This is a genomic window from Halomonas elongata (genome assembly GCF_029081005.1).
Taxonomy (GTDB): domain Bacteria; phylum Pseudomonadota; class Gammaproteobacteria; order Pseudomonadales; family Halomonadaceae; genus Halomonas; species Halomonas elongata_B.
On record NZ_JAJQTQ010000029.1, the window covers coordinates 17,138 to 31,476 of the forward strand.

A 14,339-nucleotide genomic window follows, 5' to 3' on the forward strand; every position below is an offset into this window, starting at 1 on the left:
GAGAATGAGCATGTCCTTTACCTATCAGCGATTGAACAAGGACGATGTGGCACTGTTGATGGTCGATCACCAGGCAGGGCTTCTGTCCCTGGCGCGTGACTTCAGCCCGAATGATTTCAAGAACAATGTGCTGGCACTGGCCGACATTGCCAAGTTCTTCGAGATTCCGACCATTCTTACCACGAGCTTCGAGGATGGTCCCAATGGTCCCATGGTGCCGGAGCTCAAGGAGGCATTCCCGAACGCGCCTTATATTGCGCGCCCGGGACAGATCAATGCCTGGGACAATCAGGATTTCGTCGATGCCATCAAGGCCACCGGCAAGAAGCAACTGCTCATTGCCGGGGTCGTGACCGAGGTCTGTGTGGCCTTTCCGGTGCTCTCGGCACTGGAGGAAGGCTATGAGGTGTTCGTGGTCACCGATGCCTCGGGCACCTTCAACCAGACAACACGGGATGCGGCCTGGAATCGCATGTCCCAGGCCGGTGCCCAGTTGATGACCTGGTTCGCTGTCGGTGGCGAGCTGCACCGTGACTGGCGCAACGACATCGAAGGATTCGGGGGGCTGCTGGCCGGTCATCTGCCGGCCTATTCCAACCTCATGCAGAGCTATGCTCAACAGGCGAGATCCTGACGTGTCAGGCTCGGCCCTTCGGGGTCGAGTCTTTCCCGATTACCGAACGAAAGGGGGACAGCATCATGAGCACACAGGTGGACGATCGTGAGGTGGCATCCTCGATGGATTGCCCGGTCATCGAGGGCAAGCGCCAGGTACAGCATGTGTCGCCCCGCACCGCCGATGTCGGTGGCATCGAGGTGAACCGGGTGCTGCCTTCCCGCCACCGGCGCCTGGTGGGGGCCTGGTGCTTTCTGGATCATGCGGGTCCCGCCGTCTTCAAGGGAGACGCCGGCGGCTTGCGTGTCGGTCCGCATCCGCACATCGGTCTTCAGACCTTTACCTGGATGATCGAAGGCAAGGTGCTGCACCGTGACAGCCTGGGCAACGAGCAGGTCATCCGTCCCGGCCAGGTCAATCTGATGACGGCAGGGCGGGGTATCAGCCATACCGAGGAATCGATTGCCGGCGAGACGCACCTGCATGCCGCCCAGTTGTGGATCGCCTTGCCCGATGCGCATCGGCGGACCGAGCCGCGTTTCGATCATTACCCCGATCTACCCGGCTGGACGTCGCAAGGTGTCGATCATACCTTGCTGACCGGGGAGTTCGAGGGCCGGCGTGCGCCGACTCTCGCTTTTTCGGAGCTGGTCGGCGTCGATCTGGCCTGCCGTGAAGGCACCACGCTGTCGTTGTCGCTGCGAGAGGACTTCGAGTATGGCGTCCTTCCCCTGGAAGGTTCCCTGGATATCGAGGGGGATGTCTTCTCGGCGAATGAAATGGCCTACCTGGGGCGTGGTCGCTCATCCGTCACCCTGTCTCTTCCCGCCGGGGGACATGCCATCCTGGTAGGGGGAGAGCCGCTCGGCGAGGAGATATTGATCTGGTGGAACTTCGTCGGTCACAGCAGGGCGGAGATCATCCAGGCCCAGCGTGACTGGGAAGCGGGGCATGAACGTTTCGGAACCATCGAGGGATACGATGGCGAGCGACTGATGCCGCCGCCGTTGCCCTGGAAGTGATGATCCCGCTATGCCACGGCTCTTCATCGAGTGACCATCATGTCCATGACGTCATCTTCCATCTCCTCCCCCTCGGGGAGCAGTATCACCATTCGTATCCAGCATCGGGTGAATCCCGATGCCAGCGAGCGCTATGAAGACTGGCTACGCCGTATCATCGAAGTGGCCGGCCGTTATTGCGGCCATCAAGGCGTACATGTGATGCGACCGCCGGCAGGCAGTCAGGATTACGAGATCGCACTGCGTTTTGCCACGGAAGACGAAGCCGATCGCTGGCGCCATTCCGAGGATCGACGCCGGCTCATCGAGGAGATCCGGCCTGCCTTGCAGCAGGAGGAAGCCATCGAGATTCATAGTGGCATCGATTACTGGTTCACGGTTCCTGCGGCGAATCGCCAGCAGCCCGTGCGCTGGAAGCAGTGGGTGGTCACCACGGCGGTGATCTGGCCGCTCACCATGATCGTGCCGATCCTCTGGCAGCCCGTCCTGTCACTCATCCCGCAACTCGACATCTGGGGAGTTCGCAACGGACTGTTCGCGGCCACGATCGTAGGCCTTGTCGTCTATGTCGTGATGCCTCGGGTCGTTCGTCTCGTGGCGAAATGGATGTTTCGGTGAGTCGTGCTCGTTGGCCGTCATGTGCCGTTTCTCACTCGCATGGCTAGCAGAGAGTCAATGAGCATGCCGAGTGGATTTTCAGCCGCCGAGCGCAGATCCTGGTGTCCCGTTTCGGAAGTCCCTTGAATGAAAAACGCCCGTGACCAGGTGGCCACGGGCGTTTTTCGTCATGGAAGCCGGGGGTCAGCCCTGGCCACCTTCCTGACGCTTGGCTTCCTTTTCGCGTCGACGGATTTCCCGAGGATCGTTATGCGCCCGGCGGCGGCGACGCCGGGACGGCGATGCACCGTCCGTCTCGTCCTGACCGTCGAGCTGGGTCGGTTCGGCCGGCTGGCTATCGGCGGCCTTGTCCTCGGTCCCGGCCTGGGTCTTCTCCGGCTGATTGGTCGGCGCCTTGGCCTGAGGTGCCTTTTCCTGAGGAGCTTTGGCCTTGGGCTCGGCGCTCTCTTCGGCCTTGGTCTCAGCCTTGGGCGCGGTTGCCTCTGACTTGGCGGTCTCGGCAGGCTGATCAGCGGCAGCCTTGGCCTCGGTCGGCTCCTGAGCCTTCTCCGGCTGATTGGCCGGTTCGGACTTCGGTGTTTCGGCCGGTGACGCGTCCGCCCCGGGCTCGGTGGCCTTGGGCGAGGTGGCCTCGGTCTTGGCAGCGTCGGCCGGCTGGCTAACGGTCGCCTTGTCCTCGGTCCTGGCTTGAGCCTTCTCCGGCTGCCTGGTCGACTCGGTTTGAGGCGCCTTGGCCTGAGGTGCCTTTTCCTGAGGAGCTTTGGCCTTGGGCTCGGCACTCGCTTCGGCCTTGGCCTCAGCCTTGGGCGCGGTTGCCTCTGACGTGGCGGTCTCGGCAGGCTGATCAGCGGTCGCCTTGGCCTCGGTCGGCTCCTGAGCCTTCTCCGGCTGATTGGCCGGTTCGGGCTTCGAGGTCTCGGCCGTTGACGCGTCCGCCCCGGGCTCGGCGGCCTTGGGTGTGGTCGCCTCGGTCTTGGCAGCGTCGGCCGGCTGGCTAGTGGCCGCCTTGTCCTCGGTCCTGGCCTGAGTCTTCTCCGGCTGTTTGGCCGGTTCGGGCTTCGAGGTCTCGGCCGGTGACGTTTCCACCCTGGGCTCGGCGGCCTTGGGTGCGGTGGTCTCGACCTTGGCAGCGTCGGCCGGCTGGCTATCGGCGGTCTTGTCCTCGGTCCTGGCCTGAGCCTTCTCCGGCTTCGGCGTTTCGGACGTCGGCACCTCGGCCTTGGGGGCGGCGTCCTGGCCTGCCGTGCCGTTGGCGTCGGCCTGGGATGCTTCCCGGGCAGCCTCTTCCTGCAGGCGTTTCTGCTCGGCCTCGGCCTTGGGGTTCAAGGCATGCTGACGGCTGCGCTGGCGCGGGTTGTTGCGAGTGCGCTTGGGCTTGTCGGAGGCCGCCGACTTGGCGTCGTCGCTCTTGCGCTCGGTCTTGGCGGGCTCGGTGTTGCCCTTCTGGCGCTCGTTGTCGCTGGACTTGCGGTTGTCCTGGGACTTGGCGCGGCTATCCGGGTTCTTGCCCTGGTTATCCTGACCCTTGCCCTGGCTGTCCTGGTTCTTGCGCGTGTCCTTGGAGGAGGAGCCGCGCGTTTCCTGGGCGTTGCCACGACCATCGTCCTGACGACGACCACGACCGCCGCGGTTGCCGCGACCCTGGCTGTCGGACGTGGACGACTTGTCGTCTCCCTGAGACTGCCCCTTGGCATTGCTGGTGCCGCGGTTATCATTGCGGGCGCTGTCGGGCCGGTCCGAGCGCTGGCGACGATTGCGTTGGCGACCACTTCCACCGCCGGAAGAGGAGGAGGTGCCGCTCTGGTCGTTCTTGCCTTGGCGTCGATCGGTGCTGGTGTCGCGCGTCGGTGCTTCGTTACGCGACTGGGTGGTGCGGGCGTCGGCCTGGCCGCCGGTAGCGTCCTCTTCGCCGTTCAACAGGCGGGTGAAGCCCTTGACCAGTCGACCCAGCACGCCCTCGCGTTGGGTCGGCACGGGGGCGGCAGCCGGTTTGGCGACGGGCTGGCTCGGGGTGTCCTGCTGCAGGGACGCTGGGGCCGGCTCATGGTGCACGACGGTCTTGACCGCGGCCTCGTCACGTTTGACGGGCTTGCCGAAGGCCGCCTCGGGTTCGCGACCGACCTCGGTGTCGGTGGAGAGCTCGAAGCTGGACTGGATGCCGCCTTCCTCGTCGACGTGGTCGTCACGCAGGCGCTGCACGTCGTAGTGCGGCGTGTCCATGTCGGGATGGGGCAGCAACACCACGCGCACGTCCTGGCGCTGTTCGATGTCGGCCAGCACGCTGCGTTTCTCGTTGAGCAGGTAAGTGGCCACGGGAACGGGCAGAATGGCCCGGATCTGGGCACTGCGCTCCTTCATGGCCTCTTCCTCGATCAGGCGCATGATCGACAGCGAGATGGAGCGAACGTCGCGGATGGTGCCCTGACCGTCACAGCGCGGGCAGACCACGCCGCTGGTCTCGCCGAGTGAAGGCCGCAGGCGCTGGCGGGACATTTCCATCAGACCGAAGCGCGAGATGCGACCGATCTGCACTCGGGCGCGGTCGATCTTGAGCGCATCGCGCACCCGGTTCTCGACGTCGCGCTGATTGCGGGCCGGGCTCATGTCGATGAAGTCGATGACCACCAGGCCGCCGATATCGCGCAGACGCAACTGTCGGGCGATCTCGTCGGCGGCTTCGAGGTTGGTTTGCAGCGCGGTTTCCTCGATATCGCTGCCGCGGGTGGCGCGTGCCGAGTTGATGTCGATCGAGACCAGGGCCTCGGTATGGTCGATGACGATGGAGCCGCCGGAGGGCAGCTTGACCTCGCGCTCGTAGGCGGTCTCGATCTGCGATTCGATCTGGAAGCGCGAGAACAGCGGCACCTCGTCGGCATAGCGCTTGATCTTCTGCTGATAGGAAGGCATCACCTGGCGAATGAAGGTGAGCGCCTCCTGGTGCACTTCCTCGCTGTCGATCAGTACCTCGCCGATGTCCTGGCGGAGATAGTCGCGCATGGCGCGAATGATGACGTTGGACTCGCGATAGATGAGGAAGGGAGCAGGGCGCTTGCCGGCCTCGCCGGTGATCGACTCCCAGACCTGTACCAGATAGTCCAGGTCCCACTGCAGCTCTTCGGGGGAACGGCCGATGCCGGCGGTGCGCACGATCAGGCCCATCTTGTCGGGCACGGTCAACTGGCCCATGGCGTCCTTGAGCTGGGCGCGTTCCTCACCCTCGATACGGCGGGAGATACCGCCGGCGCGGGGATTGTTGGGCATCAGTACCAGGAAGCGGCCGGCCAGGCTGATGAAGGTGGTCAGGGCCGCGCCCTTGTTGCCACGTTCTTCCTTGTCGACCTGGACGATGACTTCCTGCCCCTCCTTGAGGACCTCCTTGATGCTGGGGCGTCCCGAGGGTTCCTTGATGAAGTAGTCGCGAGAGACTTCCTTGAGGGGAAGAAAACCGTGACGTTCGGCACCGAAGTCGACGAAGGCGGCTTCCAGTGAGGGTTCGACGCGGGTGATCTTGCCGCGATAGATGTTGGCTTTTTTCTGTTCCCGGGCACCGGATTCGATGTCCAGGTCGTAGAGGCGTTGTCCATCGACCAGAGCGACGCGCAGCTCTTCGGGCTGGGTCGCATTGATGAGCATCCGTTTCATGGCGTCTCGCAAAATGGACGCGCCGGTGGGCGCCCAGACAGCTCCATGAACCTGATGTCGGGCGGCGTCGGGCTCGGTATTCCGGCCAGGTGCGGGGATCCCGTGCTGGCGCCGCCTGGGCGGCGTGCTGGATCGCCAACCATGTCTCGAAACCCGTGCCTCTCGCGACGATCATCAAGCCCTTGGGCTTCCATGCATCGACGAAGGCGAACCGCTGGGTGCTGCGTGCTTGTGCTCAGCGCATGTCGCGGATGCGGAACTGCGCCCGGCCGTGTCGGTGGCGATTGGTTGGCCTGGCCGGCACGGCATGATCATGTTGAGTACGGGGCGGAGGCAGGACATGTCTCGGCGGGACTTCGCCCATCCGGCCCTGCGGTCACCGCCAACACCTGGCATTCATCGATTCGCCAACGCCGGCCTCCGGCACGATGTTGTACGTATCCCGTGATCTCGTATCGCGTCATCTCGGACGTGATCGGGCGGGCGTGGCGTTGTATCGCTTTCACTTCGGCGGCGGGACCTCGGATTGGCGAGAGTCGTCGCGGCCTGATCTTTTCGTCCCGGCCTGCGTGTGCGTCGTGCAGGCGCGCTTCACGGGCATTTCAACCCATTGGAACGAGTCGGCAATATAACAGTAAAGGGGGTGCCCAGCAATTGGCGCAGGATGGGGCTCACTGCGATAGAATGCGCCCTTTGGAAACACTGCTTAAATGCCTGCGCATGCAAATCGCGTCGTTACGCGGTGCTCGAAAGCTCGCCTAACCCCTCGTTATGTCTCGCTTTCTGTGCTCCGTGCGCCTCGCGCTTCACTATGCTCGGCGATTTATTCAGTATTTCCCTTTCCGCAGGTATTCAGTGGAGTGAGCCGGCATGGCCGATGGCCGCGACGTACAATGGGTAGAAGTGACCGAAGGCCAGGCTGGCCAACGGGTCGACAATTTTCTGATGACGCGTCTCAAGGGCGCACCGCGTTCGCTGATCTATCGCATCGTTCGCAAGGGTGAGGTGCGGGTGAACAAGAAGCGGGTCAAGGCCGACTCGCGGTTGGCGACGGGAGACATGGTGCGTATTCCGCCGCTCAAGCTGGCGCCTCGCGAGGCGGTCCGCGAGGTCAGCGACAACCTGCGTAACCTGCTGGCCGGCAGCGTGCTGCTCGAGGGGCGTGACTGGCTGGTGATCAACAAGCCCTCGGGCCTTGCCGTGCACGGCGGTAGTGGTGTCAAGATCGGCCTGATCGAGGCGTTGCGCCAGGTCCGCGAGGATCTGGACTTTCTCGAGCTGGTACACCGCCTGGACCGTGACACCTCGGGGTGCCTGCTGCTGGCCAAGTCGCGATCGGCGTTGTTGACGCTCAATACCGCCCTCAAGCGCCATGAAATGACCAAGCGCTATCTGGCGCTGGTCGCCGGCCGCTGGCCGGCACGTCGCGACTTCGTCAGTGCCCGCCTGGATCGCTTCGATGCCGGCAACGGGGAGCGGCGCGTGCGGGTCGACACCGGCGGCAAGGTGGCACGCACACGCTTCGCCGTGCGCGAGGCTTTCGCCGGCGCGACCCTGATGGAGGCGGAGCCGGTTACCGGGCGTACCCACCAGATTCGTGTGCATGCGGCCCATGCCGGACATCCGTTGCTGGGCGACGACAAGTACGGCTCTCGCGAAGGGCAGCGGCTCGCCGCCCGGTGGGACCTGTCCAGGCTCTTCCTGCACGCCTCCTCGCTGACCTTTCCCGAACCGACCAGCGGCAAGCCGGTGCAGATTCGCGCGCCGCTCGGCGAATCGCTCGATGCCGTGCTTGCGCGTGCCCGCCAGGCTCAATGACGTGGAGACACCATGCGTTACCGACTGATGATCTTCGACTGGGATGGCACCCTGATGGACTCCGTGGGCCGGATTGTCGCCAGCATGCAGGCTGCCGGACGCGATATCGGCTGGGGTGAGTTGCCGGACGAGCGGGTGCGGGACATCATCGGGCTGGGCCTGCCCGAGGCCATCGCCAAGCTGTGTCCCGGCATCGACGCGGAGCGCGCCGAGGCCCTCAAGCAGCGCTACGCCCATTACTTTGTCGAAGGCGACACGACGCCGATGCCTTTCTATCCCGGGGTGAGCGAAGGGGTGGCTCGCTTGCGGGCCAGCGATCGTTCGCGCCTGGCGGTGGCAACCGGCAAGAGCCGGCGGGGGCTGGATCGCGTCTTTCGCGAGAGCGGTAGTGGTGCCTGGTTCCATGCCAGTCGCACGGCCGACGAGACACGTTCCAAGCCGCATCCGCAGATGCTCGAGGAGTTGCTCGATGAGCTCGGCGTCGCGGTCGATGAGGCGGTGATGGTCGGCGATACCGAATATGACATGGAAATGGCCCGGGCGCTGGGCATGGATCGCATCGCGGTGACTTACGGTGTACACGAGCCCGAGCGCCTGGCCGCCAGTCGGCCGACGTTCACGGCCGGGAGTTTTCCCGAGCTGATCGACTGGCTTCACGGTTATTAACCCGGCAAGTTTTTATGTCGGGTTAATCGCGGCACAGGGACGTGCCGCCGCCGGCCGTCAGGCCGGCGCGAGCCCGTGCCACACCAGGAGATCCACGCATCTGCGCCAGCGTGGTGCGGGCGACAATCAAATCGATCAGGACGATCTATTTGATTGCCAGGTTAATAGGCAAGTTTGCGCAAGCGTCTGGGAGACGAGGTCAGAATGAGCGACAACAATGACGACTGGACCGAGGGGCCGGAGCTGTCGGCGGAGGAAGCACGACGGCGTCGGCAGGCCCGGTCGCAAGACGAGGCCGAGAGCGCGTCTGTCGACGGTGACGATGCCGAGACGCTGCGCGAGCGGCGCCGCCTTGCCGAGCAGGCCATGCTCGACCGCTGGATCGACGGTGTACTCGTCGAGCAGCGACGTACGCGGCGCTGGAAGCTGTTCTTTCGTTTCGTCTTTGCGTTGCTGATCCTGTCGTCCCTGGCGCTGACCTTCTATGGCCTCTTCGCCGCTCAGGGCGCGATGGAGACCGACGGGCCGCATCTCGGCGTGGTCGAGGTGGAAGGCGTGATCGATCGCGAATCACCGGCGAGTGCCTCGCGCGTCATCGAGGGTATCGAGCGTGCCTGGAAGGCGCCCGATGCGAAGGCGGTGGTGCTGCATATCGATAGCCCGGGTGGCAGCCCGGTGCAGTCACAGCGGATCTATGACGAAGTGATGCGGCTTCGCGAGAGCGGTGACAAGCCGATCATCGCGGTCGTCGAGGATATCGGCGCCAGTGGTGCCTACTATATTGCCTCGGCCGCGGACGAGATCATCGCTGCGCCGGCGAGCCTGGTGGGGTCCATCGGGGTGATTCACGCCGGCTTCGGCTTCGAACAGGCCATCCAGCGGCTGGGCATCGAGCGTCGGGTGTTCACGGCCGGCGAGAACAAGGACTTCCTCGACCCCTTCGCGGACGTCGAGCCGACTCAGCGGCGCTTCTGGCAAGAGGTGCTGGCCACCACGCATCAGCAGTTCATCGATGACGTCAAGGCCGGGCGTGGCGATCGCCTGGCCGAAGACGAACGCCTGTTCAGCGGGCTGATCTGGACCGGCGAGCAGGCGCTGGGGCTCGGGCTGGTGGATCGGCTGGACAGCCTCGACGGCGTGGCCCGGCGTCACCTGGACGAGGCCCGCACCCGGGATTACACGCCGCGTCTCGACCCCTTCGAACGGCTGTCGCGACGCTTCGGCAACGTCATGGCCTCGGTGCTGGGGCTCTCGAGCGACGAGGCACCGGTGCGTTATCAACTCGCTCCCTAAAGGGAGCGAGAGCTGGAAGATCGTCCGCTTCGCGGCCGTAAGCTTGAAGCTGGAAGTCCCCGGCTGCGCCGGGAGCTTGAAGTCATAAGCTTGAAGCTGGAAGAAAAACCTGCCGGGCTTCGCCCGGAGCTATAAGCCGTAAGCTTTAAGCTTGAAGAAAAAACTTGACCCCATCCCATTGGGGTTCACGCTGCCTTCCAGCTTCCAGCTTCCAGCTTCCAGCTTCCAGCTTCCAGCTTCCAGCTTCCAGCTTACGGCTTACGGCTCGTCAGGGGATCGAGCCCGGCGTCGCGGAGCATTTCACAGAGGCGGATGAGCGGCAGGCCGATCAAGGTGTTGGGGTCGTCGCCTTCGAGGCGTTCGAACAGCGTGATGCCGAGGCCTTCCATGCGGAAGCTGCCGGCACTGTCCAGGGGGCGTTCCCGATCGACGTAGCGGGCAATCTCCCCCTCGGTCAGGTGGCGGAAAACGACGTCGTAGCGTTCGTGACAGACTCGGTGGCTGGCATGTCGGGTATCGATCAGGGCCAGGCCGGTCAAGAAACTCACTCGGTGCCCCGAGAAGGCGGTCAGCTGGGCGCGTGCCTCGGCTTCATCGGCGGGCTTGCCCAGGGGGTGGCCGTCGAACACCGCGACCTGGTCGGAGCCGATGATCAGGTGGTCCGGCCAGTCCGTTGCCAGTCGTTCGGCCTTGGACAATGACAGGCGGTGCACCAGCGTTTGGGGGGATTCGCCATCGCGCGGCGTCTCGTCGATGTCCGGACTTGCCCAGGCGTAGGGGATGTCCAGGCGATCGAGCAGTTGGCGGCGGAAGCGTGAGCCGGAAGCGAGGACCAGTCGTGACATGGGGTCTCCAGGCGGAATGGGACGGGGTGGCGAAGCACTCGCGGCGCATTGTAACCCGAGACGATGGCGGCTTTGACAGGGACTGGGGGAGTGCCTATCATTGCGCGCCTATGTTGACCTCACGACTTCCAAGCCGGGTCGAGCCCTACAAGCTCGCTGCCCATGGCGAACACCTCGAGGGCCTGGTGGCGCTGGCCGATATGCCCAGGCTTGCCGAGGCCGTCGGCGAGCAGCACGGTGATGCGCGAGTATGGCTGAACTTCACCATCGACGCCCAGGGGCGGCGGGGGATCGAAGGCCATCTCGAGGCCGGGTTGCAGTTGCCGTGCCGACGCTGCCTGTCGCCCATGGCGAGCGAGGTCGAGAGCGACTTCCTGCTGGGGCTGGTGACCAGCGACTCCCTGGCGGCGGATCTGCCGAGCACCCATGAACCGGTGCTGGTGGAAAACGAACAGCTGAACCTCCTGGCCGTGGTGGAGGATGAGTTGATCCTCAGCCTGCCCCAGGTGGTTTACCACGACGAGGCCGATTGCCAGGTCTCGCGCGACCAGCTGAGCAGCGGGGCGGGTTCCGTCGGTTCGGACACGCCCGCCAAGAGCCCCTTCGACGTGCTCAAGCACCTCAAGGGCAAACACTGATATTTCATCGATTCACTCTGGAGTGATATCTCATGGCAGTTCAACAGAACCGCAAGACCCGTTCCAAGCGCGGCATGCGTCGCAGCCACGACGCCCTGACCGGCAAGGCGCTGTCCCAGGACAAGGAAACCGGTACCACCCATCTGCGCCACCATGTTGCGCCGGATGGCTACTACCGTGGTCGCAAGGTCGTCGACGCCTGAAGACGGCGACCTCTACGCCATGACGCCTGATTACTGAGATGCGGATTGCCGTTGACGCCATGGGAGGGGATCTGGGTCCCCGCGCTGCCGTGGCGGGTGCCGCTAGTGCCGTCATGGCCGACTCCGGCCTCGATATCCAGCTGTTTGGTCCCGCCCGATACCTGGACGACGAGCTCTCCCGGCTGCCGCGGCCTCTCGCCGCGGCGTCGTCGCGTTTACGCGTCGTGGATGCGCCCGGTGTCATCAGCCAGGATCAACGGCCTGCCCAGGTGCTGCGTGGTCATGATGACACCAGCATGGCGGGGATGCTGGGGTGTCTGGCGCGAGGCGAAGCCGAGGCTGGCGTCAGTGCCGGCAATACCGGTGCCTTGATGGCGCTTGCTCGTCGAGCGCTCGGCATGGTGGCTGGCATGCCTCGCCCAGCGATCAGCACCGCGATACCGACGCGGCGCGAGGGTCGCTGCTATCTGCTCGACCTGGGCGCCAATGTCGATGTCGAGGCCGAACGGCTCAGGGACTTTGCCCTGATGGGCCAGGTCATGGCGCGTCGCGTCGATGACCTGGCGCACCCTCGGGTCGGCCTGCTCAACGTCGGCGTCGAGGGCACCAAGGGTACGGCCAGCGTGCAGCGCGCCGATGAACTGCTCAGGCAAGAGCCGGGTCTGCACTACCTCGGGTTCGTCGAGGGAGATGCCATCTTTTCCGGCGAGGTCGACGTGGTGGTGTGCGATGGCTTCGTCGGCAACGCCGTGCTGAAGGCCAGCGAAGGATTGGCGCGCATGCTGGTGCGCCGGGTCCAGGCGACCTTCGAGGCGCACTGGTCCAGCCGGCTGGTGGGGTGGCTGGCGCGCCCCGCGCTGGCGAGGCTGCGTGGTGAGCTCGATCCGGTGCGCTACAACGGTGCCAGTCTGCTGGGGCTCGATGGTATCGTCATCAAGAGTCACGGCGGAGCCGATGCCGCCGGCTTCCATTACGCCGTGGCGCGTGCGGCCAGAGAAGTGGCCCACGACCTGCCGGGCTGCCTGGACGAAGAGCTTGGCCAGCGCCGGTCCGCTAGCGTCTCCGTCGTCGATGACGGTCGAGACGCTAGCGGATCCAGGACACTCGCTGCCACCGTCACGGATGCGGCGGATGGCGAGGCAAGTCAACAAGAGCAAAGGTGATCGACATGACTCAACCCCTTGCCCTCATCTTCCCCGGGCAGGGCTCCCAGCAGATCGGCATGCTGCGCGAGCTGGCGGAACGCTACAGCGTGGTGGGCACCACCTTCGAGGAAGCGTCCGATGCGCTGGGCTATGATCTCTGGCAAGTGGTCCAGGAAGGGCCCGCCGAGGCGCTCAACGCCACTGCTCGTACCCAGCCGGCACTGCTGACGGCCAGCGTGTCGATATGGCGGGTCTGGCAGGAGCTGGAAGGGCCGCGTCCCGCGGCGATGGCCGGCCACAGCCTAGGGGAATACAGCGCCATGGTGTGTGCCGGCGCGCTGCCCTTTGCCGAAGGCGTGCGTCTGGTCAAGCTGCGTGGCGAGGCGATGCAGGACGCCGTCCCCATGGGCGAGGGCGCCATGGCCGCCGTGCTCGGCCTCGATGACGAGGCTGTCGAGGCGGCTTGCGCGAAGGCCGCCGAGGGCGACGTCGTGGCGGCGGTCAACTACAATGCGCCGGGACAGGTGGTCATCGCCGGCAGCAAGGCGGCCGTCGATCGCGCCATCTCGGCCTGTCAGGAGGCCGGTGCCAAGCGTGCCATGCCGCTGCCGGTGTCGGTGCCTTCGCACTGTGACCTGATGCGGCCGGCAGCCGACCGGCTGGCCGAGGCGATGGCATCGATCGAATTTCGTGCGCCACGCTACACCGTGATCCAGAATGTCGATGCCGAGGCGCATGCCGATGTGGAGACGCTGCGGACTCGCCTGATCGAACAGCTCTATCAGCCGGTGCGCTGGACCTCCTGCGTCGAGGCCCTGTCGGGGCTGGGCGCCGAGGTGTTCGTCGAGTGCGGGCCCGGCAAGGTGCTGACCGGCCTCAACAAGCGAATTGCCCGGGGTAGTCGGGGCTTGTCCGTCAACGATCCGGACAGTCTCGCCACTGCCCTGGAGCTGGCCCGCGAAGCGGCGGGCCAGTCACCGTCGGCCAACGGCTGACTCCCTCTCCCGGACGAGAATGGAAGAGAGCATGACAACCGAGCGTAGAGTCGCCCTGATCACCGGGGCCAGTCGCGGCATCGGCCGCGCCATCGCCCACGAACTGGGGCGCCAGGGACGCATCGTGATCGGCACGGCGACCAGCGATGCTGGCGCCGAGCGTATCGATGCCGACCTCAAGGAGCAGGGGATCGAAGGTGCCGGGCGTTGCCTGGACGTCACCGATCAGCAGAGCGTCGATGCCCTGATCAAGTCCATCGGTGAGGAATTCGGTGCGCCGACCATCCTGGTCAATAATGCCGGGATTACGCGTGACAATCTGCTGATGCGCATGAAGGAAGACGACTGGGACGCGGTCCTGGACGCCAACCTGAAGTCGGTATATCGCGTCAGCAAGGCCTGCCTGCGCGGCATGACCCGGGCACGCTTCGGCCGCATCGTTTCCATCAGTTCGGTGGTCGCTACCATGGGTAACCTGGGGCAGGTCAACTATGCGGCGGCCAAGGCCGGCATGGAAGGCTTTACCCGGGCGCTGGCGCGTGAAGTGGCAGCGCGTGACATCACGGTCAACGCCGTGGCGCCGGGCTTCATCGCCACCGACATGACCGAGTCGCTGCCCGAGGCCCAGCAGGAAGCGCTGCTCGGCCAGATTCCGCTGTCGCGGCTTGGTCGTCCGGAAGAAATCGCCGCCGCGGTGGGCTTTTTGACCGGCGAGACGGCAAGCTATATCACCGGCGAAACCCTGCACGTCAATGGCGGCATGAACATGCGTTGATGCCGCGGCATGCGGCGGTTGCGTCGACCCAGAGCGGTCTATAAACTACCCCGCAGCTTATGC

Annotated in this window: 13 protein-coding genes; 11 read left to right on the top strand and 2 right to left on the bottom strand. The window is 64.9% G+C overall.

Going from position 1 to position 14,339, the window contains the following annotated elements:
- Nucleotides 1-10: 10 nt before the first annotated feature.
- From ycaC to LU493_RS16635, 3 genes are all read left to right on the top strand, one after another.
- Complete coding sequence (gene ycaC, locus LU493_RS16625; RefSeq protein ID WP_275288923.1) at nucleotides 11-634, top strand: isochorismate family cysteine hydrolase YcaC; 624 nt, start codon at nucleotides 11-13, stop codon at nucleotides 632-634.
- 65 nt (nucleotides 635-699) lie between these two features.
- Entirely contained in the window at nucleotides 700-1,638 is a 939-nt protein-coding gene (locus tag LU493_RS16630; RefSeq protein WP_275288924.1) for a pirin family protein, read from the top strand.
- Nucleotides 1,639-1,677: 39 nt separating this feature from the next.
- On the top strand, nucleotides 1,678-2,256 hold the full coding sequence (locus LU493_RS16635) for an antibiotic biosynthesis monooxygenase (protein WP_275288925.1): 579 nt from the start codon (nucleotides 1,678-1,680) through the stop codon (nucleotides 2,254-2,256).
- Between the two features lie 183 nt (nucleotides 2,257-2,439).
- On the opposite strand, the gene rne is transcribed toward LU493_RS16635, so the two are convergent.
- Nucleotides 2,440-5,898: a ribonuclease E gene (gene rne, locus LU493_RS16640; RefSeq protein WP_275288926.1), complete on the bottom strand. Its 3,459-nt coding sequence runs from the start codon at nucleotides 5,896-5,898 to the stop codon at nucleotides 2,440-2,442.
- An 870-nt stretch (nucleotides 5,899-6,768) separates the two neighbouring features.
- Here rne and LU493_RS16645 point away from each other — a divergent pair.
- The 3 genes from LU493_RS16645 to sppA all read left to right on the top strand — a co-directional run bounded on the left by LU493_RS16645 (nucleotide 6,769) and on the right by sppA (nucleotide 9,675).
- Nucleotides 6,769-7,716 carry an RluA family pseudouridine synthase gene (locus tag LU493_RS16645; RefSeq protein WP_275288927.1) on the top strand — a complete coding sequence of 316 codons (948 nt, stop codon included), beginning with the start codon at nucleotides 6,769-6,771 and terminating at the stop codon, nucleotides 7,714-7,716.
- A 12-nt stretch (nucleotides 7,717-7,728) separates the two neighbouring features.
- Nucleotides 7,729-8,382 (top strand): HAD family hydrolase, encoded by a 654-nt coding sequence (locus tag LU493_RS16650; protein WP_275288928.1) that lies wholly within the window; start codon nucleotides 7,729-7,731, stop codon nucleotides 8,380-8,382.
- Between the two features lie 204 nt (nucleotides 8,383-8,586).
- Entirely contained in the window at nucleotides 8,587-9,675 is a 1,089-nt protein-coding gene (sppA, locus tag LU493_RS16655; RefSeq protein WP_275288929.1) for a signal peptide peptidase SppA, read from the top strand.
- Nucleotides 9,676-9,926: 251 nt separating this feature from the next.
- Here sppA and LU493_RS16660 read toward each other — a convergent pair whose 3' ends face one another.
- On the bottom strand, nucleotides 9,927-10,520 hold the full coding sequence (locus LU493_RS16660; RefSeq protein WP_275288930.1) for a Maf family protein: 594 nt from the start codon (nucleotides 10,518-10,520) through the stop codon (nucleotides 9,927-9,929).
- Nucleotides 10,521-10,630: 110 nt separating this feature from the next.
- Between LU493_RS16660 and LU493_RS16665 the strand changes: the two genes are divergently transcribed.
- The 5 genes from LU493_RS16665 to fabG are packed head-to-tail and all read left to right on the top strand — an operon-like array spanning nucleotide 10,631 to nucleotide 14,276.
- Nucleotides 10,631-11,158, top strand: a complete 528-nt coding sequence (locus tag LU493_RS16665) for a YceD family protein (protein WP_275288931.1) — start codon at nucleotides 10,631-10,633, stop codon at nucleotides 11,156-11,158.
- A 32-nt stretch (nucleotides 11,159-11,190) separates the two neighbouring features.
- Nucleotides 11,191-11,361 carry a 50S ribosomal protein L32 gene (gene rpmF / locus LU493_RS16670; protein WP_275288932.1) on the top strand — a complete coding sequence of 57 codons (171 nt, stop codon included), beginning with the start codon at nucleotides 11,191-11,193 and terminating at the stop codon, nucleotides 11,359-11,361.
- A gap of 38 nt (nucleotides 11,362-11,399) precedes the next feature.
- Nucleotides 11,400-12,524, top strand: coding sequence for a phosphate acyltransferase PlsX (gene plsX / locus LU493_RS16675; protein ID WP_275288933.1), 1,125 nt, complete (start codon nucleotides 11,400-11,402; stop codon nucleotides 12,522-12,524).
- 5 nt (nucleotides 12,525-12,529) lie between these two features.
- Complete coding sequence (fabD, locus tag LU493_RS16680; protein WP_275288934.1) at nucleotides 12,530-13,501, top strand: ACP S-malonyltransferase; 972 nt, start codon at nucleotides 12,530-12,532, stop codon at nucleotides 13,499-13,501.
- A 31-nt stretch (nucleotides 13,502-13,532) separates the two neighbouring features.
- A complete protein-coding gene (gene fabG / locus LU493_RS16685; protein ID WP_275288935.1) occupies nucleotides 13,533-14,276 on the top strand; it encodes a 3-oxoacyl-ACP reductase FabG in 744 nt (247 codons plus the stop codon).
- Nucleotides 14,277-14,339: the final 63 nt, after the last annotated feature.